The sequence below is a fragment of the Bacillus sp. J14TS2 genome (assembly GCF_018333015.1).
Taxonomy (GTDB): domain Bacteria; phylum Bacillota; class Bacilli; order Bacillales; family Bacillaceae_C; genus Lederbergia.
The window spans coordinates 218,040-239,543 of the sequence record NZ_BORE01000004.1; the positions used below are offsets into that span (position 1 = coordinate 218,040).

17 protein-coding genes are annotated in these 21,504 nt (G+C 41.1%); 1 reads left to right on the forward strand and 16 read right to left on the reverse strand.

Annotated features, from left to right (window positions below):
- Positions 1–176 precede the first annotated feature (176 nt).
- From KI375_RS08195 to KI375_RS08240, 10 genes are all read right to left on the reverse strand, one after another.
- Positions 177–779, reverse strand: coding sequence for an XTP/dITP diphosphatase (locus tag KI375_RS08195; protein ID WP_212973180.1), 603 nt, complete (start codon positions 777–779; stop codon positions 177–179).
- Positions 779–1,537 carry a ribonuclease PH gene (gene rph, locus KI375_RS08200; RefSeq protein WP_212973004.1) on the reverse strand — a complete coding sequence of 253 codons (759 nt, stop codon included), beginning with the start codon at positions 1,535–1,537 and terminating at the stop codon, positions 779–781. Before rph ends, KI375_RS08195 begins: the two co-directional genes overlap by 1 nt.
- A 103-nt stretch (positions 1,538–1,640) precedes the next feature.
- Entirely contained in the window at positions 1,641–2,696 is a 1,056-nt protein-coding gene (locus KI375_RS08205; protein WP_212973005.1) for a GerMN domain-containing protein, read from the reverse strand.
- Positions 2,697–2,933: 237 nt separating this feature from the next.
- Positions 2,934–3,749 carry a glutamate racemase gene (gene racE, locus KI375_RS08210; RefSeq protein WP_212973006.1) on the reverse strand — a complete coding sequence of 272 codons (816 nt, stop codon included), beginning with the start codon at positions 3,747–3,749 and terminating at the stop codon, positions 2,934–2,936.
- Positions 3,750–3,844: 95 nt separating this feature from the next.
- Positions 3,845–4,291 carry a MarR family winged helix-turn-helix transcriptional regulator gene (locus KI375_RS08215; RefSeq protein WP_207453485.1) on the reverse strand — a complete coding sequence of 149 codons (447 nt, stop codon included), beginning with the start codon at positions 4,289–4,291 and terminating at the stop codon, positions 3,845–3,847.
- 295 nt (positions 4,292–4,586) lie between these two features.
- Positions 4,587–5,729 carry a DUF2264 domain-containing protein gene (locus tag KI375_RS08220; RefSeq protein WP_212973007.1) on the reverse strand — a complete coding sequence of 381 codons (1,143 nt, stop codon included), beginning with the start codon at positions 5,727–5,729 and terminating at the stop codon, positions 4,587–4,589.
- Between the two features lie 44 nt (positions 5,730–5,773).
- A complete protein-coding gene (locus KI375_RS08225) occupies positions 5,774–6,757 on the reverse strand; it encodes a hydroxyacid dehydrogenase (RefSeq protein WP_212973008.1) in 984 nt (327 codons plus the stop codon).
- A 257-nt stretch (positions 6,758–7,014) separates the two neighbouring features.
- Positions 7,015–7,836: a sugar phosphate isomerase/epimerase family protein gene (locus KI375_RS08230; protein ID WP_212973009.1), complete on the reverse strand. Its 822-nt coding sequence runs from the start codon at positions 7,834–7,836 to the stop codon at positions 7,015–7,017.
- Positions 7,837–7,846: 10 nt separating this feature from the next.
- On the reverse strand, positions 7,847–9,007 hold the full coding sequence (locus KI375_RS08235; RefSeq protein ID WP_212973010.1) for a dihydrodipicolinate synthase family protein: 1,161 nt from the start codon (positions 9,005–9,007) through the stop codon (positions 7,847–7,849).
- Positions 9,008–9,019: 12 nt separating this feature from the next.
- Positions 9,020–10,144 carry a Gfo/Idh/MocA family protein gene (locus tag KI375_RS08240; RefSeq protein ID WP_212973181.1) on the reverse strand — a complete coding sequence of 375 codons (1,125 nt, stop codon included), beginning with the start codon at positions 10,142–10,144 and terminating at the stop codon, positions 9,020–9,022.
- Between the two features lie 182 nt (positions 10,145–10,326).
- Here KI375_RS08240 and KI375_RS08245 point away from each other — a divergent pair, with 182 nt between their 5' ends.
- Positions 10,327–11,169, forward strand: coding sequence for a helix-turn-helix transcriptional regulator (locus KI375_RS08245; protein ID WP_244852427.1), 843 nt, complete (start codon positions 10,327–10,329; stop codon positions 11,167–11,169).
- Positions 11,170–11,262: 93 nt separating this feature from the next.
- Here the strand turns inward: KI375_RS08245 and KI375_RS08250 are convergent, their stop codons facing one another.
- The 6 genes from KI375_RS08250 to KI375_RS08275 form a co-directional block, all read right to left on the reverse strand.
- Complete coding sequence (locus tag KI375_RS08250; RefSeq protein ID WP_212973011.1) at positions 11,263–13,299, reverse strand: GH92 family glycosyl hydrolase; 2,037 nt, start codon at positions 13,297–13,299, stop codon at positions 11,263–11,265.
- 239 nt (positions 13,300–13,538) lie between these two features.
- Positions 13,539–14,198 carry an SGNH/GDSL hydrolase family protein gene (locus KI375_RS08255; protein WP_212973012.1) on the reverse strand — a complete coding sequence of 220 codons (660 nt, stop codon included), beginning with the start codon at positions 14,196–14,198 and terminating at the stop codon, positions 13,539–13,541.
- Between the two features lie 36 nt (positions 14,199–14,234).
- Complete coding sequence (locus KI375_RS08260; RefSeq protein WP_212973013.1) at positions 14,235–16,736, reverse strand: glycoside hydrolase family 38 C-terminal domain-containing protein; 2,502 nt, start codon at positions 16,734–16,736, stop codon at positions 14,235–14,237.
- 136 nt (positions 16,737–16,872) lie between these two features.
- Positions 16,873–18,201, reverse strand: a complete 1,329-nt coding sequence (locus KI375_RS08265) for an ABC transporter substrate-binding protein (protein ID WP_212973014.1) — start codon at positions 18,199–18,201, stop codon at positions 16,873–16,875.
- Positions 18,202–18,228: 27 nt separating this feature from the next.
- Positions 18,229–20,094 carry an FIMAH domain-containing protein gene (locus KI375_RS08270; RefSeq protein ID WP_244852429.1) on the reverse strand — a complete coding sequence of 622 codons (1,866 nt, stop codon included), beginning with the start codon at positions 20,092–20,094 and terminating at the stop codon, positions 18,229–18,231.
- Positions 20,095–20,169: 75 nt separating this feature from the next.
- Complete coding sequence (locus KI375_RS08275; protein ID WP_212973015.1) at positions 20,170–21,459, reverse strand: ABC transporter substrate-binding protein; 1,290 nt, start codon at positions 21,457–21,459, stop codon at positions 20,170–20,172.
- Positions 21,460–21,504 lie beyond the last annotated feature (45 nt).

Below are 21,504 nucleotides of genomic sequence, written 5' to 3' on the forward strand. Positions count from 1 at the left end.
CCAAAACCCTAATGAATTGATGCATAGACTTTTCTCTCTCTATTTGTCGGTATTATATCATATGGTTGATCCTTTTTAACATCTTTTCCCCCAGAATCTTACGATCAAAAGTAAAAACAGGGCCGATTACACGCCCTGTTTTACCTCATCTTCTTATATTTTGAAATGCTTAGATCTTACCTTCGTATAAAGAGATTCTCCATAATTGGTTCCAAATTCCTTAAAGCTTCCGATCTATGACTTATTTGATTTTTTTCTTCACTTGTCAATTCTGCCATTGATTTTCCGGCAGTTATTGCAAAAAAAACTGGATCATAACCAAAGCCATTCATACCGTGTCTTTCAGTTAAAATTTTGCCTTCACATTTTCCTGAGACAAATACTGTTTCTTCTCCAGGAATTGCCAAGGCAAGCGCACAATAAAAACGCGCTGTTCTTTTATTATCAGGAACATCCTTCATTTCATAAAGCAATTTATCAATATTTGCTTCATCATTCTTCTCTTCCCCTGCATATCTTGCTGAATAAATGCCAGGCGCACCGTCTAATTCGTCCACAATCAATCCCGAGTCATCAGCTAAGACCATTCCATTTAATTCATTGGATAAGGTTTCCGCTTTGATCCTTGCATTTTCTTCAAAGGTATTACCTGTCTCTTCGATATCGGGATGACTCTCAACATCCAATAACGTACGTACCTCTATTCCATATCGGGAAAAAAGTGTTTCAAACTCAGCTGCTTTCCCTCTGTTTTTGGTCGCAATCATTACTTTTTTCATCATAACTGTTTTTTCACGACTTGATCGATCAAAGTCGCCACCTCACCAAGAGCTGTTCGCTGTAATTCCATCAGTTGTTGAATTCCTTGTGACGCTGCATCCAGCATTGCTTGGAGCTGAGTCGCCGAAAATGTCGCCTCTTCTCCTGTTCCTTGCAATTCAACAAACTCCCCATTTCCAATCATGACAACATTCATGTCTACTTGTGCTTGACTATCCTCTTGATAGTCTAAATCTAAGATGACTTCACCAGTCTTACTTATTCCAACACTCGTTGCCGCAAGAAAGTCTTTAAGTGGAAAGGTTGTCCATTTTTTTCCTAGAGATAGTTTGTGCAGGGCCATCGCGACTGCCACAAAAGCACCTGTAATTGAAGCCGTTCTCGTTCCACCATCAGCTTGAATGACATCACAGTCAACCCAAATGGTTCTTTCTCCAATCACATCTAAATCAACAACCGCGCGAAGAGAACGACCAATTAAACGTTGAATTTCCATCGTTCTACCCGATATCTTCCCTTTCGAAGATTCGCGAATATTTCTCGTTTCCGTAGCACGTGGCAGCATTGCATATTCCGCTGTGATCCAGCCTTTTCCTGTTCCTCTAAGGAAAGGAGGAACACGATCTTCTATACTTGCTGCACAGATGACCTTTGTATTTCCAACTGTTATTAATACGGACCCTTCAGGATGCTTTAAATACTGATTTTCAATATGTACAGTTCGTAAATCCAATGTTTCTCTATCTTGAGAGCGCAACAGTCCATTCCTCCTTAAAACTATAATCAGCTAAAATAATACAAGAGGCCGCATCATATCAGCCTCTTGATTATTTATTATATAGTATATCAAATTTCCCTATTTAAAAACTACCAACGTTTACTTTTTCCGGACGGCTCACTGGAGCGGTTAAAGCCTCCCCTTCTTCGTTCACAACTTCATCCTTCCCATTTACTTTAATCGATACACCTTTTATATCTTTTTGTTCGGTTAAAGATAGGACGATTGAGCTAAGGGTTGCGTCTGAAATGATATTGCTATCACTATTTTCAAGGATGGATTCGTTGAAATCAAGGACCACATTTCCATCTTCTACTTTTGGCTCCTCCAACAATTTCACTCCGTTGAATAACGCTGTAGATAACGTTGACTGCAGTCCAGGTCCATCCACTAATTGATTAATAACAGCTGCCACATCATCTTTTTCATTATTGGAAACCCTTTTGGTAACAGGTACATAATAAGGATCATCATCAGCTTGTGATAAATAATAAACAGTCACAGGCCGGGTATTCGTAATATCTGCAATATCAGAAGACTGTGTATTAATTCCATCTGCTCTTGTTAGCCCGTTTTCACTAATTGGCGTCCCACCAACTGGCATCTCTTCGAGCGCATATCCATTCACTCTTAATTCCACTGAATCAACACTATCGAATTGCGTTAAGGTCCATGTAATCGATTGAAGAATACTTTGTTCATCTGCTTCATTATAATCAGAGAACTCCTCAGAAAAATCTACCACTGCGACGCCATTTTGAATATCTACATCTACTTCTGTTCCTGCCGGAATTACTGTTCTAAATCCATTTGGAATAACTCCAGAAATGGGACCATCTGTAACAAGATAAGAAAGAACTTGTTTCGCCACACTTTCCGTTTTTGGCATTGGAATCGATTGAGATACGACGTAACCATTTTTGTCCACTAAATAAATATCTCTCATTTCCATATCAGCTGTTTCTTGGGTTGTCTCATCTGTTGTTGATTCTACATCTTCGCCCTCTTGCATTTGGGTCACTTCTCCTGGTGGATCCACACTTTCTTTATCTTTTCCGAAAAGACCACAGCCGCTTAATGCTATACTTGCTGTTAAAACACCAGCCAGCGTAAAGGCCATCTTTGCCTTTTTTGACATTTCGTACCCCTCCTAAGACAGTTTGTACTCTATGTATACGAGCTATCTTTCAGGAATAGACCGGCTTGTCAAAATTTTTTATAAGAAATGCGGAAGACGGTTGACTAGGAGTGACAATCAAATAGCCCTGAACTGGAGAAGGCGTGGCTATTGTTGAATAAAAATCATAATTCCGCGATCTCCAGGATAATATTATAAACTACAAAAAAACAGCCCACTAAGAGCTGTTTTTATCCTTTAATATAGTAAATCTTGATTTTTAAGATTCACAAATTCAATATGTAAATCAACCGATTGTAACCAATCTGAGGCAATCCTTTTAAAAATAGATTGTGAACCTGTTGTAAAAAAATGATGCTCCGGTATAGCCAAAGAAGGATTAAGCCAACCATTAAAATCGAGAATCGTGCTTACTTCTTGAGCAGTTTCTTCCCCAGAGCTAATTACATTTACTTCAGGTCCCATTTCTGCTTGGATTAACGGGGCAAGTAAAGGGTAATGCGTACATCCAAGTACGATTGTGTCAAGCCCTTTTCCTTTTATCGGAATCAACGTCTCTGAAACGACTTTTTTGGCAACATTACTATGATATTCGAAGCTTTCAACAATCGGGACGAATTTAGGACAAGCGAGTTGTTCAACATGAATTTGCTGATTAATCATCTTTAATTCATGTACATATGCTTGACTTTTGATCGTCCCAATCGTTCCTAAAATTCCAATTCTACCATTTTCCGTCACCTTCAAAGCAGCTCTTGCACCAGGGGCAATGACGCCGACAACTGGAATATTTAGTATTTCGCGTAATTCTTGTAATACTACTGCTGTGGCAGTATTACAAGCAATAACAAGCATTTTAATATTTCTCTCAACTAAAAAACCGGCCATCTGCAAAGTAAAACTTCTTACTTCCGCTTCTGGTCGTGGTCCGTAGGGACAACGTGCTGTATCCCCCACATAGTAAATCACTTCATTCGGCATTTGCCGCATAATTTCCTTAGCGACGGTTAAACCGCCAACACCTGAATCAATGACACCTATTGCATGTTCCAACTTTCCCGCCTCTTGTCTATCTAGTTGCTCTTTTCGCTGAAACGCAGCAAAAATGATTGCTTGTTCACGTAAGCAACTATTTCATTTCTATTTTTTCATTTCATATCTTGATGTAATCGAGCTAAATATCCCTTTAGCTGTACAATGTCCTCGTCAGAAAAGTCAGTTAAAACTTCTTGCAGATAATTTTGTCGTCTGCCAATTACCTCTGCAATAATATTTTCTCCCTTTTCCAATAAGTGAATTCTTACAACTCGTCGATCTTTAGGATCCCTGACCCTCATGACAAGTTCTTTTTTTTCCATTCTATCAATTAAATCTGTTGTTGTGCTACAGGCTAAATACATTTTATTTGAAAGCTCACCAATCGTCATATCTCCTTTTTCCACCAGCCACTGTAATGCAATAAATTGAGGTGGTGTAATGGAGTAATCAGTCAATATCACACGGCCTTTTTGTTTAATAATCCCAGAAATATAACGAAGATCTTTTTCTAACTCCGCAATTACTTCTTCATCTCGCCGCAGGAGTTCATTATTCATCATAATTGGAAAGCAACTCCTTCCATCCCTTTGTCCCGAGCCATAGGCAATCAGACAGCAAACCTTCATGAAAAAATGAGGTTTCACTCTATTGCATTGTCTCTTTTTTTTCGAGAAATATCAAGATATTTTTTAGTTACACTCCAATAATATGAATATAAGCCCCTTTTGCACGGTTCAACCTGTGAGGACCACACTCAACTATATCCTCTTGAGCCATCTACTGATGTGCTGATTAACAAAAAAATGGCAAATCAGAATATCGTTCACTGATTTGCCATTTTTCCAATTAATTTTAATGTAAGGCTCGGTCAATCGCTATAGAGCCCCCACTCCAGACTTTTTTCGAAGACCAATCTTCCTCTCCTTGCCAAAATGGATCATCTGCTTGTAAGCCAAGTGGTAGAAAAACAGTCGAACATAAATAAAGACTTCCTGTCGAAATATACCCTTCTCCTAATTCAGGCTGATGACCGCATAATCCAATCCGCAACCAGCCCTTATCATCAAATGTACCACTCGTTTCCATTACCTTACGGATTACAGATGTCAGGGCACATCGTACTTGAGTTGGCGATAGCTCACTCGGGAGCCTTTGCTGCAAAGCCATTTGTGCTAGGTGTTGAAAGGCGCCAAAACGATAGGCAATTGATCTTCCGATAACCGGAAAGGTACCTTCTGGTGAGATACTCCTCTCCTGAATGCTAGCAAACCTTTTAGCCCGATTCATAATTTTAACCTTCAGCTGCTGCCAATCCTCCGCTTGATCACCAATAGTATCGATGATATCAACCAACATTGGCTGAATCACATAGCTATTATAATAATCGGCATGAAATTCGACCCCATCTCCATAGATTCCATCGCCTACATACCATTGTTCATGCTGTTTCAAAGCATAGTCAACTCGCATAGGATCCCATTCTTCTCCAAGCCTGTAAAGTGTTACTTCAATCATGGCAGAAAATAGCAGCCAATTATTGAAAAAAGGTTTACGGGAACGGGTACTCTTCAGTGCTGTCACGATGTTTTCCTGTATTGCTTGTGGCAGCGATGTAAACAATTGCTGTGGTGCCCGCAATATTGCATGAGCCAAAAACGCTGTATCGACAATTGGTTGATGTCCCTTTGAGAAATTCATGTAGTCTGGCGAGTTTGGATCAGTTGCTGCATCCAATCCTTTTTTAACCAATTCGATATAGTGCTTACGCAACTGACCTTCTTCTCCATCTTCAGACCCACATTCCAACCAAGGAGCGATTCCACAGAGTAATCTTGCGAATGCTTCCAAATAGCTATATTCTTCACGATTAGATAACTTACCCTCAACCGGCATCTTCTCTTTTAGTTGCCGATCCGCTAATGCCTGAAGTACTGGATTGGCGATTTCATGCATTTTCTGCAGCCAATAACTACGATCAGCATGTGTTTCAATCATTTTTATCCCTCCGTTCAACTTTTCAGCGGACTTTTTGAACATCCTTAAGCCATAATTTTAGACTTTTCCTCTGTCACCAACCATTTTAACTCTTCCCCATTAAGGAATCGTTTTAATTCTTCTAACATATATGCACCCATCCGCTGGCATTCGGTTGACATAGAACCACCAATATGTGGAGTTAAAATCACATTATCCATTTCATAAAGAGGCGCCCCTGCTATAGGAGGTTCAGGATATGTCACATCTAAAATCGCATAAAGATCCGAACGTTCTTTTAATATATCGATCATTTCATTTTCTCGAACAATCGCTCCTCTAGAAGTATTTATAAAGGTTGCATTTTCTTTCATAGATGCAAAATGTTGTCCTGTAATCATTCCCTCAGTCTCTTTTAGCCACGGTGTATGCATCGAGACAACGTCTGCCTGTTTGAAAACTTCCTCTAAACTACATAGTTCAACATTTAATTGACTAGCTTCTTCCTTTGAAACATAAGGGTCATAGGCAATCACACGTAGATCAAACTGTTGTAATTTTTCTACCATCTTTCTACCAATCATCCCTAAAGAAATAAGTCCGACTGTAGAACCATACGCCCCAGGAACACTTGATTTTTTACCGTATTTTTTTAGTTTTTTTGTCTCCATTACAAAATGCCATCCACGCTTTAAAGAAAATAATATTTGCGATAGCGCATATTCCACAACTGGTACACTGTTTGCTGCATAAGCGGTTGTGATTTGAATATTCCGCTTCCAAAACTCCTCTGTTACCATATATTTAATCGATCCCGCCCCATAAAAGATCACTTTTAAGTTAGGGGCCGCTGCTAAGAATTCCTTATCTAAACGCGGACCGCCCCAACCCGAAAAAATAATATCCGCTTTTTCCAATAAGGCAGGGTTCTCGCGAATCGTCTCCCTTGTTTGCGGTGGAGCATAGATGTCAACATATTGGCTAATTTCTTCATATGTACTACCATAGATCAAATCAACATCATCTAAAATAAATAATCCTTGAAACATTCTATCGCCCGCTTTCTTTTAAATGTGTGTGTTCAAAAAGGAACAAGTCGGCGACTACGCTGACGTCAATCACTAACGCCGACACTAGTATATCTTGTACGTCGAAAGTTTGAGTTGGACTTGCGACTTTTACGTTGCCTACAGGACGCTTCGACTTAGTCGAAGATCATTTTCTCGCAGTGTCATTTTTACCGGACTTTTTGAACATCCTCTAAATGAGAAATAGAGAGAGAGGATCCCCCCCTCACTCCCATATCTTATACATATTCCAAATAACGTTCTTTCATCAATGCTAGAACTTCATCCCCTGGTTGATCCCAGATCTTTTGATTAAAAATCTCCACTTCAATGGGACCCGTGTATCCAGCTTCTTCTACCGCTAAACGAATTGGCTTAAAATCAATGACACCGTCTCCCATCATTCCTCTACCCATTAATAAATCGGGAACCGGGACCAGCCAATCGGAAACATGATAGCCTAAAATCCTCCCTTTCGCACGTGAAATTTGTTGAAAAAGGGCAGGGTCCCACCATACATGGAAGACATCTACAATTACGCCTACTTCATCTGGGGAATATTTTTCTGCTAGATCATTCGCATGTTCCAACGAAACAATCACAGATCTCTCTGCCGCATACATCGGGTGAAGTGCTTCTATCCCTAATTTCACTCCGCGCTCCTTTGCATAAGGAACAAGTTGTTCAATTCCCTCGGCAACCATTTTTCGTGCAGAAATTAACTCTTTATCAGGAGCAGGCCCGCAAACTAATACCAGCACTTCTGCTCCTAACTCAGCTGCTTCATCAACAGCCCTGCGGTTATCTTCTATTCTTTTTTGTCTCTCCTCTTTTGTTGCAGCGGGAAACATTCCACCTCGACAAATACTGGAAACATTGATCCCTGCATCTTGAATGATTCTTTTACTTTGCTTTAACCCGATCTCTTCAATTTTATGACGCCATAAAGCAATCCAAGGAACTTCCGCACGTGCACACCCCTCAACTGCTTCTTGCAAACTCCAAGGGTCTGTTGTAATTTGGTTCAAGCTTAATCTTTCAATATTTTGCAATTTGCTCATATTCTTCCTCCTAAACGATTCCCGATAATTCTGTGACAAGCTTCATTCTTTTGACAGCTAAATCTGGGGCAGTTAGTAAACCCGCTTGGTCTGCTAAGACAAACAGTTCAGATAAATGAAGCAAAGATCTTGAACCTTCTGCTCCGCCAATCATTCGAAAATGAGATTGATGTCCATTTAAATAAGCCATAAATACAATACCCGTCTTATACGCATAAGTCGGCGCTTGGAAAATATGTCTTGATAAAGGAACAGTCTTTTCTAGCAGTTGATGATAGGTTGTCAAGTTACCTTCATCCAACGCATGTAGGGCTGCTGAAGCAGCTGGGGCAATCGCATCAAAAATGCCTAGTAATGCATCACTATGGCCGAATTCATCTCCTTGAATAAGCCGAGCATAGTTGAAATCATCCCCCGTGTACATTCGGACTCCTTCCGGAAGTTTACGTCTCATTGTGATTTCCTTTTCTTCATCTAATAAAGAGATTTTAATGCCATCTACCTTATCAGCGTTCGCTTTGATAATGTCCAAAACGACATCCATTGCTTGTTCTATATCCGAATGGCCCCAATAGCCAGCCAAAGCAGGATCAAACATATCTCCCAACCAGTGTAGAATAACAGGTTGAGAAACGCTTTTTAAAATATGTGAATACACTCGTTCATAGTCTTCCGGCCCTTTAGCACAGGAGGCAAGCGCACGACTTGCCATCAAAATGATTTGTCCCCCGGCAGATTCAACGAATTCACATTGTTCCACATAGGCTTGTATGCAATCATCTACCGTCACGGTTTTCCCAGGTAATAAATGATCTGTACCTGCTCCACAAGCAATAAGCCCATTGACCGCTTTTGCTTCGGCAACCGATCGTAATATTAGCTCTTTCGCCATTTCCCAGTTGAGTCCCATTCCTCTTTGAGCTGTATCCATGGCTTCCGCAACACCTAATCCAAGTGACCAAAGATGATGTCGATAGGCTAGGGTTCCTTCCCAATCGATTTGCGCATTGTTCAATGGATCCGTATTGGCAAACGGATCACAAACCACATGTGCTGCGGAAAAAGCTACCCTGCTTTGGAACGGCTTATCAGGAATGACAAAGGATGAGGCCTTAGTTGGTTCATACGTATATAAAGTACCATCAGCTTTCGGTAATTGTAATGAAACCATTTATATCCCCCTTTAAATAGATAGTTTCGGAACGGTTATCCAGCGTCTTTCTTCTGAAGATTTCAAACCAAGATCAGACAATTGTGTTCCTTTTGCACCTTCTAACAAATCCCATGGAAACGCTTCGTCTACTACAATATGCTTTAAAAATTGCTCCCATTGGATTTTAAAAGCATTTTCAAACTCTTGATTACCTGGCACTTCCTCCCATTGTTCTAAGAAGTTAAATGGATTTTCAATATCAGGGTTCCAAACTGGTTTTGGTGTGTTGACACGATGTTGAGTCTTGCAATCTCTCAATCCAGCAACCGCACTTCCTTTTGTACCATCGACTTGAATCGTTAATAAGTCATCCCGATTCACTCTTACAGCCCAAGAAGAATTGACTTGTGCAATAATGCCGCCTTCAAGTTCGAACGTCGCATAGGCTGCATCATCTGCCGTACATTCATATTCTTTCCCTTCCTCATCAATCCTTTTAGGGATATGTGTGGTCGCAAAGGCAGATACGGCTGTGACATTACCAAACAAGTTGTCCAGAACATAACGCCAATGAGCAAACATATCAACGACCATGCCGCCCCCATCTTCTTTACGATAATTCCAGGATGGGCGTTGGGCTTCCTGCCAATCTCCTTCAAATACCCAGTAACCAAATTCCATGCGGACAGACAAAATTTCTCCAAAAAATCCAGAATCAATTAATCTCTTTAATTTCAATAAACCTGGCAAAAACAACTTATCTTGAACTACTCCATTTTTAACGCCCGCTTCTTTTGCAAGCTTTGCCAATTCTAGTGATCCTTCTAGACTTGTCGCTGTTGGCTTCTCACAGTATATGTGTTTTCCGGCTGCAATCGCTTGTTTAATCGCTTCTGCACGACGGACTGTTGTTTGCGCATCGAAATAGATGATGTCATTGGGATTAGCAAGACATGTATCAAGATCAGTACTAAAGCGTTCTATTCCATAAGTCTCCGCAAGTTTTTTTAGTTTTTCCTCATTACGCCCGACTAAAATCGGATCCGGCATAATAACATCACCGTTATGTAATGGAACACCACCTTGCTTACGAATGGCTACGATCGACCGAATTAAATGCTGGTTGGTGCCCATTCTTCCTGTTACACCATTCATAATGATTCCAATATTATGCTTCACATAAATCCCATCCTTCTTTTGGTTAGTTTTCTTTAGTTTAACCGTTTTCAAAGTATACTTCTTATGAAAATAGGAAAAGGATTCTTAATTTCGGAACTGTTTTGCTAATGATTATGGTAAACTTTAACTACGATATATTCGTTCAAGGAGAGAAAAGAATGACATTGAGAAAAATGCAGTTGCCTGAATGGGGGGCATACCTTTATGAAAGCAGGCATAAAGCAGGGGACAGGGTAAACATCCATCATCACGATAATCATCAAATTTTGTATGCGATTGAAGGAGAAGGGATTATTTCCATTGATCATCAAGAGTACCGCATTTCACAAGATCAAGGGGCTTTCCTAGCACCTTATTCACCGCATTCCATCTACTCTCAGAAAAGCTTAACTCTACTTGTTTTGGCCTTTGATATTGATTCTTTAGCTAGTTTTGGCAACCATGAGCTTCAGCGCAACTTTTTTCATTCATCTCGTTTTTTCAATCCCGACCTAATAGCAAGTAGTGAACTGAGACAATTATTAAGAAAGATGATTTACGAACAAACAAGCAAAGATTCTTTATCTGGATGGGCTCTCAAAATCCATTTATTACATATTTTACTAACCCTTATGCGATTTATAGAAAGATCTAGGATCCTTGATAAAAATAGCTTACGCACCGAGACAATCAAAAATTACATTGATACACATTACTATGAACCGATCACTGCTAACGATATTGCAGACAAATTAGGGATTAGTACTCGGTATGTCAATACGATTTTTAAAGAAACCTATCAAAAAACACCGATGCAATATTTAATGGAAGTTCGCATTGAAAGGGCAAAAAAGTTATTGAGTGAAACAGATAAAGAAATTATCACCATTTGTTTTGAGGTTGGCTATGAAACATTATCAACCTTTTACCGAACATTTAAAAACGAAACAAATATGTCACCAAAGCAATATCGTGATATGAAATATAAAGATAAGCAATTAACAGATGGGCGTACTCCTTAACTTAACATTGATAAGGGCATATTCTTCATTAGAAAAAGGAAGAGTGAAAGCAGTCCACTCTCCCTTTTTTTTTTACAACTAGAATTGATCCATTTATTGCGAGTTTTTTCTGCGATGCATTAGGTCATTGTAAGAAATCGAAGAACCTCCCATTGTGTGAGGATCAATCATAAGTTCACCAGCTTTTGTATGGAGAATTGCCTTATCTACTAAGGGCTTATTTTTTATATATTCAAGTTTTCCAGGGCAAACCGAATAAAGACCAATGGTGGCAAGGATGTACCAGGCCGATAGGCTGCCATTATCTTCATCCCCGGGGAATCCATCAACTCCGCTAGAAAATCCCTCCTTCGCAATCTTCGTAACCCAATGATTTGTTTTATCTTGTACACCAGCCATAGCATATAGCCACGGCAAATGAAAACTTGGTTGATTGGATATCGCACACTGCCCGAAATCATGATTGGCCATTTCGGTCATTTCATGTATTTCGTGGTTATATGCACCAACATCATATATCGGGGGAGTATGAAACAATTCATCTAATTTCTTTTCAAACTCTTTTTTTCCGCCATATAAACCAATCAATCCGTCAATGTCATGATATACGCCAAAAGAATTTTGCCATGGTCCTCCCTCACAATAATCACCGCCCCAAGAGAATGGATTAAATTCATTAGACATTTTCCCTTGGCTGTCCCTGCCTCTCATAAATCCACTTTCATGATCAAACAAATTCTGATAATTCGTGGATGACTGGTAATATCGTTCAGCTATTTCAGTTTCCCCCAGAATATTTGCAACCTGTGCAATACAAAAATCTCCATAGGCGTAATCCAGTGTATGATTTACACTTTCATGATATTTGTCGCTTGGAATATACCCATAAGTATGATAATCCGATGTACCATGACGTCCGTGGGGACTGTCTTTTACCTCTTGCTCAGCATGCTTTAGCAGCCCTTCAAAAGCATCCTTCAACAAATCACCACCGATGATTCCTTTTACAGCAGCATCGGCAATAACTCCATCGATCAAAGTTCCTGGCATTGCACCGACATCACCAGGACAAGGCCACTTCGGTAACCAGCCACAGTCTTTATAAAAATTCACATAACCCTGCACCATTTCTTCATATTGATCAGGAAATATAAGTGCGTACAATGGGTAAACAGAACGAAATGTGTCCCAAAATCCACTGTCCGTATATAAAACACCCTCTCTCACTTTGCCATCATGCGGGCAGTAATGATATGGTTGCTGATTTTCGTCATATTCATGGAATCGATGCGGAAAAAGAGCTACTCGATACATACACGAATAAAAAGTCTTCATCTGTTCTTCATCGCTAGACTCGATGTCAATTTTACCAAGAAGACCTTCCCATTCTGTTATACACTCCTGTCTTACCTGTTCAAAAGATTTCCCATTCAATTCACACTCGAGATTAAGCAAAGCCTGATCCATACTGATGAACGAAATCGCCATTTGAACGGTAACTTCATCCTTGCAATCAAGTGCAATATTGGCTCCTTCCTCACTGTTCATACTATCTTCAAGCTTAAACCCACAATCAAATTGCATAACATAATACATCGCATAATTCTCAGCCGGGCTAAAATTCATCGCAGTCGTATATCCCTTTAGCTGCTTTTTCTGATTATCAATTTCGCAAGTGAATGTGTCCTTGACGGGAAATAATCCGAGTCGTGGTTGCTCTTGTGAGTGAAACTTCAACCTAATACAGGCACCTCTATGTGTTGGAGTAAGCTCTAATCTTGTTCTATATCGTAAAAATTCAATATTCATATAGTCTGGTTTCAATATACTATCCTCTGGTTTATAGCCAGACCATCTTTCATCAGGGGTTATATATGGTTTACCACTTTGTGGCATTAGAATGATATTTCCATAGTCTCTAATCCATGGACTGGGTTGATGGGAAAGTCGAACGCCCTCAATCCCACGTTCCTCCGGATCATAAAACCAGCCTTCTCGCTCACTGGTCGTCTGGGGAGAAAAACCAGCCATTGCCCAAGGACATTGTGTAAAAGGCAATGTATTTCCATTCGAATATCTGGGGTTGGATTTCGTCCCCATATTAATATTGACATATTCTAGTTTACTCATAATTTCCTCCTATAAAGTGAAACTTCAATCAGTTAGGGTTTTCCTTCATCCCCCATTGATTAGTAAGGATCAAAGACTAAATTCGCAACATCCTGTCGTTTCGCCCGCACTAGTACGTCCTGTACGTCGCAACGCCTTTGTGACCTACGTCCTGCAGGCCTGAACAAATCGGGCTTTTACTGGCTGTTAATCCCCCAAAGTGGGGAGCTTACAGCCAGTTAATGCGGCATAAATATCATTTATCTATTTCTCGCCCAATCATAGTCAACCGCATTTAAAAATGCCCGTGCAATCACCATATGTCCTGTCATATTTGGGTGGACTCGATCTGCCGCAAAGGTTGCTGAGTAATAGTAATCAAGCAGCTTATTAAATGCCCCTTGAATATCAACAAATATGGCATCCACCTGTTCAGCGACTCGCTTAACCGCCAGTCCATACTCATCCATCTTTTTTCTCATCGCATCATCCGCGTTCGCCTCGATCAGAAAAGGTGTCATCAGCACAAGCCCTTTTCCATCCGGTTTCACCTGCTCCACTAGCTCCAATAATGTCGTTTCATATTCTCTTAGACTGATATGGGATTCTGTAATGTTCGGTTCATCAAAATGGCGCCAAACATCGTTGATCCCAATCATTATGGAAAGCCAGTCTGGTTGTAGATCTACTACATCGGTCTTCCAGCGCTGTTTTAAATCTCGAACCGTATTTCCGCTATTCCCCATATTGATACAGCGGATGGCCAACTCTGGGTATGCAGCTTGCAGCAACGCATCGATCAATGCAACATAGCCTTTTCCCACGCCTTCAAATAAGCCTTCGCCATATGGATGCTTGCGCCCACAGTCTGTAATCGAATCACCAATCATTACAAGCTTACACCCTTTTTCTAGTTTCATACCGTCACCCCAATTGTCGTTTGTCTATTTCCGTTTTTATTCTTTCACTTTACACAACCGTATGGTTGAAAGACCGAAACCCGCCAATGTGATTTCTGTTTCAAAACCGCCATCAGTCCCTGCCTGCATCACCAAGGAGTCTTTGAATTTTCCATCGAGCTCGACTTTTTCAGCTTCTCCTACTTCACAGTTCACCCTAACATGGGTGGTTTTTCTTTCAGGTCCAGTGTTAAATAAGCGAACAAGTACATCCTCTCCATCACGCAACAAGGTTGTGACCTCAATAGCAGGATCAGAGACCTGGATAAGCGAATACGTATCAAGCTCTGGTGTTCCCAACATCGCCACGAACGGCTCCGCCCATGATGAATATTCCTGGTGTACCCCCGCTTGATCCCAGCGGCCGCAATGGGGAAGAAGGGAATAGTTGATTTCTTTCTGACCTTCAAGCGGACATTTCCCCCACCAAAATCCCCCTTCCCATCCCCATCCTAAAGTAAGAGCTAAAGGCTCTCCTTTGGCATGTGAATATCCAGTTGTATGATCGGAGAAAATGGCAAACCCGCAATCTTGTTGTTCATCATAGACATCCAGCCAATGAAGGAGAATCGTATGCTTAATTTCATCCCAGCGCGTAAAATGGGTGTGATCATTCCGACTTTCTGTTACATCAAATGCCGCATTTTTATACAGCTTGCCATTGTCCAATGAAACGGGAAATAACGCGCTCAATTTATATTGATCATTATGATGGGACCTGCGCCGCTCTGTTCTTCGATTTTCTGGTTCTATATCCCAAGGATCCCCAATCCATGTCTGCTCTTTGTAATGCAGCCGAACATGAACATCTATTTTCTTCTCGCTATTTATGACACTGATCGTCGTGATGATGTCCACATTAGCCATCTTGCCTTTCATCTCAACCGTTGCACGCAATGGGCCATTTTCCTTAACCATCACTTCTACTGGGGATTCCGTGCTGCTAACCCACCGTTCTTCTGTAATAAAATACCCTGAATATTCGTTCAGTCCCTCAGCAGAGTCACGCACAAATTCCTTCTTCACACCCTTATCGTATACCTTTGTGATGACACCGCCACGAGCTGTATCGATTTCCAGCTCATAGATATCGGTTTCGATCCTTACTGTGTTAGGTGTAACTTGGACCATGTCTGTGAAACGCTTCGGATATGTAATCGGTGTAATCGTAAATGTACGATACCCCATCGCTGGCACCTCTGCTTGGAACAAAAGCTTTCCAGCATTGATACTATCATCCGCTTGATAGTGTCTTGAGGGCACAATTTGACTCAGCCTTTCATTCCCCTGTTGATCTGTCACCCGTACTGCCTTTGTCCCTACAGGGGTCGGGATTTCGATTTCAACTACATCCCTGCGCTCCATACCTGATGTGTTAAATACTGTGATTCCAGCCTCATCCGTTCCTTCCTCCATACGGAAGGCGTCCATGGATGTTTCAATGATGTCGCGGCTGATCGTTTCTGCATTCCAGCTTTGTACTCCCGCTTGCCACGCCCAATTTCGTCTTCCAATTTGTGTCGTTGCACAAATCCATGCATCATGATGCTGGGATAGCAGTAATTCATCCCACGCTTGGCGAAACTTCTCATCCGGATAATCCAAGCCGCGCGTGACACTAGCGAGAACAGCCAATTTTTCTGCTTGGATCATTTTATTTTCCGCAGATCGTACTTCTCGGGCCATTTTTTGAAGGGTGCCTTCTCCCCAAGGAAGAGTGCATCTTATATCTTCTTGAGAAAACGCCCACTGATGCACAGGTTCATCGACAATTTCTTCAAAATATTCTCTCCATGTTACATACTGAACCTCTTTATTTTCCATTTTCGGTTGTGCCGGCCACCCTAAATCTTGCAAAAAGCTTCCAATCGGATGGGAGATGCCCAGACTGAAACTCCTATTGACAAAGTCCTCTTCCATATGCGCGGCTTCTGTCTCCCAACAATTGACAAGCTTCTCTGATTCATAGCGTGGCACACAAGGAATCGCCGACCCATCCGGTCCCACCCAAAGGACGATTTCATGTGGATTTGTGGCGGCATATCCGCCCCAGGCTGTACCAGGATTCTTCAGAACAGCCCGTTTATAGCCAAGTGACAGAAGGATCTGCGGAAAAGAGCTACTCCAGCACGGTTCTTGTGTGGCATAGGTGTCAACCACTGCCTCTGGAAAATGTTCTCGAATGATCTCCTTCCCCCGTATCAAATGTCTGATATTACTTTCGCCGCCAATCACCCAACCAAAGGGCTGTGCATAGCTGCCTGCCAGCATTTCTACCCTTGCTTGGCTGCCATTATCTTTTAAGTAGGTGTGGAGCGTTTGGTATGATTTTGGATCGGTTCTTTTTAACACTTCCCAAGAAATCGGTTCAATGTCCAAGCCAATTTTCCAATCAGGATTGTGCGCCATTTTACTTAACACATCTGCCCAAGAACCTAGAGGCATATGACCTTTCACACCACCATGATACCCATCTACAAAATATGCCTTTTTTGTCATATTCCTGTTCACCTTCTTATTATTCTTTCCGATTTATGAAAACCATCCATTAACTTTTTAATCGAACTAATGCTGCAAGAGGCAGAGAGGGCAACCATGTGGCTGGCCTCTCTCTTTATACCTACTAATCTCACCTTTAGTCCGCTTCCATCGCTTCCTTAATTTTCGCAGCAGATTTTTCTTCTAACTCTCTTAAAATGGTATTTACATCTTTTTCAGTTTCCGCTATTTCTGTCACAGCTTCACCGACATCCACATACTCATCCCACTGACTAATTGTATCTCCATAAGTAGCAGACTGCAGAGCAAAAAATACTTCACGATTTTTACCTTCATAAGCTGGGGATTGACTGGCATACCTTTCATCCAGCTTGGGATCAGCTAGAACTGAACCCATTACACCACTTTCCGAGACGCTTAATTGATGTTTCTCAGATACATAAGCCTCCAACACTTGAAATGCTTCATCTTTGTGTTCACTATAATTGGTGATCGTCAATGTCCAAAAACCATTGAACGGGCCTACATCTGGTTTATCTTCCCATACAGGAATCGGAACCATGTCAATCGCTCCAAGGACACTAACGTCTTCAATAAGATCTAGATAATTCCCTTGCGCAATATACATACCAGCTTTTCCTTCCAGAAACCAATCGCCTTCCCTATTTGGATCATGAGCTCCAGGGATATTATAATAGTCAGCCATTAGCTCGAAATACTGTTTAAGCGCAGGATTATCTTGAATGTCTACTTCTCCTGTTTCTGGATCCGTCATGTTAGTTGCTAATTCACTAAAAGGCCAATTGCCAGGGCCAAATCCAGCAAAAGGTCCATGAGTCATCCCAATATATTCCATACCATTTCTTTCGCCTGTCATTTTTGCGGCAAGATCAATGACCTCTTGCCAGGTCATCGGGGCGTCTGGATCTGGATAAGAAACTCCAAATAGATCAAATACATTTTTATTATAGTAAAGTGCTGAAAAGGTTTTGTTATCTGGAAATCCAACAATTTTACCCTCTGCCGTTAATGAACGGGCCGTCTTCATTAGAGCGGGATTAAGCGAGTCGAGATCAAAATTATGTCGTTCAATCAATTCATCTAGTGGTTCAATCACTTCAAGTTCTTTTAATGGTTCAATTGGTCCAATAATAATATCTGGTTTCACTCCTGCTGCAAACAATTCCTGGAGGGATTCGGATGTATTTTCATAGGGAATTCGCTCAAACTTAATGTTAGGAAGATCTTCCTCAAGTTTTCCAACTCTACTCTCCCATGCCTCATCATCTTCGAAATAACGAGCAATTTTTATCGTGACTGGTTCCTCTGTAATATTCTCATTATTTTCTACATTCTCCTCATTTTCCTTATCCAACCTTTGATCAACATCCTGCGCACTACAACCGCTCAATCCCCCCAGAAATAATACCGTTAGTAAAACAAGATAACGACTTTGAACAACCATCATCACTCCCCCTAATAGCTTTGACATCTATTGCCATCTCTGCATCAACTTCTCCACATCAGCCTTAAGGTCCTTATAGACGTTCTCAGAAATTAATTCACTTTCCATCTGATGATCAAGTAATACTTTAAAACTCTCTGTATGTTTCATGATTTTATCTGTTAATTCTTGTTTCTCGTAATGTCTTAACGCTGTTAAATGGACGTATAAATCTCGGTAGGCTTCCTTAGAAGAAAAATCATCTTGGTATCCCGCTAGCTTGTCTAACATCTCTGCTACACTTATATTCATTTCTGGTGCTTCTAAGCCAAGGTCCGGATTGGTCAAATCTAACTTATACATCATTTGATTATAATTGTAATGCGGTGTTGCGATACTATCTGTGAATGTATTCGTATAGGTGCCCTCGAAGAAGATCGTGCGTCCGCCATCCTTATCGAAGAATTCATCATGTGCCACATTATAGAATGTATAATTGCTATGTGTCACAATTTTTTTAGCGGTCTCCCACGGTCCCTGTGGTGCTGGTGCCTCTGTGTACCAAATCTCCCCAAGAACGGATGTGTCCCCCTCAGTTTGTTGGCCAATCATCACATATTTATTCCGATATTCATTCCATTCAACAGAGCTAGATGTAATTTTGATATCCTCGCCTGTATCCATGTCCTTAAGCTGAAAATAGTTCGGATCATCTGATTTGATTAGTCCAAGATCGATCAATTCTTTCTCTTGATCTGGCTTTAATGGAGCAGTGTTTAATTTCCAGTCCCATACCAAATTACCGTCTTCATCACGTTCTAATGATGTGTTTTCTCCATCAAAAGTCGTTCCAGGTGTGAGGCAAGTGAAGGATTCATACTGTTCATGATCTTGAATGGCTTCAAACGTTGCCGGTACTCTCAAATTCGGCATATTATGTTCGGTAAACACCCAATACCCTTCCCCCTCTTCTTCATAATAGCTTGCCTGCCCACCTGGATGGCGCCAGTCCTCCTTATCCGGGAATTCGACCAGCTGCTCAAATTCTTCCGCTTCATCATTGAAAACAAGAATACCAAAGGCGCTCAAAGGGGTATGTGTGCTATAACCTGCAAGCAGTCGCTCTTTCCCAGATTCATCTTCTGCCGTCATTAGACCGAATACCCAAGCAATACCAGCCCCATCAGATAACGGTGGTACCAAACTTTTGACAAATCCATCTTCTTGGATGAAATAATCCAGATCGACACCTACTTCAGGATCAAGTCCTCCCCTGCTTGGCAGCTCCGATGTAGCACCAGTTACGCGAAAGTTGCCCAATGGGTATGCCGGTCTGTCCGTATCTCCCCAAAACCAGTAAAGCTTATCCCGATATTCGATTGTCTGGACCGAGTCCGAGCCCATAACTTTTCCGTTCAAAAGCGGTTCTTTGATTGGTGGTGTTAGACCAAGCAGGACACTATCCCGATAAATACCTTGACCGGTGATTCGATATAGTCGCTCAGCGATATTCAATCGATCCATCTCTATCGTGATGCTTCCACCTGGTTTTGTGTCTATCGCTTTGCCACGGTTTCCAAAACCATCTTCAGGAAACTCATACCCATGACTAGATAAATGGAAAAAGACTTCTTGATCCATGAGACCTGGTTCATTAAAGGCGACATAGCCCGCACTGTCTGTATAGTAGAGAATGTTATTCGTCGTCCTCAGCTCTACGGCCGGAATCCCTCTTCCTGTCTCCCCATCAATGACTTGAATCTTGAAAGGTTCCTGATTACGTATAGGTTCTGAAGCCTCTGCTTTCTGTTCTGCATACATCATCGATTTCATATTAAGCGACATGGCTGCCACTAATACCACCACCATTATTAGTAACAACCTATTCCGCTTTCTTTGCATAATCCTCAACATCCATTAGCCTCCTTAATTCTGAATTGACTTCTTCCTCAAGCACTTGATGGTTTCCTGGCAGTTATTCACTATTCACTAGTCCGCTTCCATCGCTTCCTTAATTTTTGCGGCAGATTCTTCTTCCAATTCTCTAATGATCGTGTTGATATCTTTGTCTTGCTCAATTATTTTCTCTATAGCAGTATCCACATCTACATAGCTGTCCCACTGACTTATTGTATCTTCATATACTGCGGGTTCTTGAGCAAAGAAGGACTCACGGTTTTTCCCTTCAAGGCCTGGAGCATTAATCGCATAATTTTGATGGATTTCAGGATCTGCCAAAATAGATCCCATCACTCCACTTTCCGTGACCTCTAACTGATGTTTTTGAGATACATAGGCTTCCAAAACTTTAAATGCTTCATCTTTATGCTCACTATAATTCGTAATGACCATTGACCAAAATCCGCGATATGGCCCTTGTTCAGGGTTATCTTCCCATATTGGAACTGGTACCATGTCTAAAGAATCTAGGAAATTCTGATCTTCAATACTATCAAGATAGGCATCTTGGGCAATAAACATTGCGGCTTTTCCTTCAGCAAACCAATCGCCTTCCCACTCCGGATCGTGGATCCCTTGAAAACTATAATATTCTGCCATTAAGTCAAAGTATTTCCGAAGCAAAGGATTATCTTGAATATTTACTTCCCCTGTCTCCGGATCCGTCATGTTCGTAGCTAGTTCATCCAATGGCCAAGTCCCTGGACCGAAGCCGGCAAAAGGTCCATGCGTCATCCCAACATACTGTGTACCATTTTTTTCTCCTGTCATCTTTGCGGCTAGATTGATTGCCTCATTCCAGGTCATGGTTGTACTCTGATCTGGATAATCCTGTCCGAACATATCGAAAATATCTTTATTATAGTAAAGTGCGAAAAAAGGGCGATTATCTGGAAATGCTACAATTTTTCCCTCATCTGTTAACGAGCGAACATTCTTCATTAAGGCAGAGTTGATAGAATCAAGATCAAAATTATGTTGTTCTATTAATTCATCTAGTGGTTCAATCACTTCAAGTTCCTTCATCGGTTCAATTGGACCGATAATAATATCTGGTTTATTACTTTTTGCAAATATTTCTTGAAGTGACTCCACCGTATTTTCATAAGGAATTCGTTCTAGCTTAATATTTTTGAGATCTTTCTCTAATGAACCCACCCTTTCCTCCCATGTATCTCCGTCGAAAAGATAGGCGATTTTAATCGTCACCGACTTTTCAACCTTTGGGTCATTTCCTGCATTTTGAGTTTGACAGCCACTAATTATACTGGCTAGTATGATTATTAATGAAAATAGACAATAACCTTTTAACCTTTTCATTCCTATCCCTCCGTCTAAGCTATGTTTGGGACTCGATTTCACTCA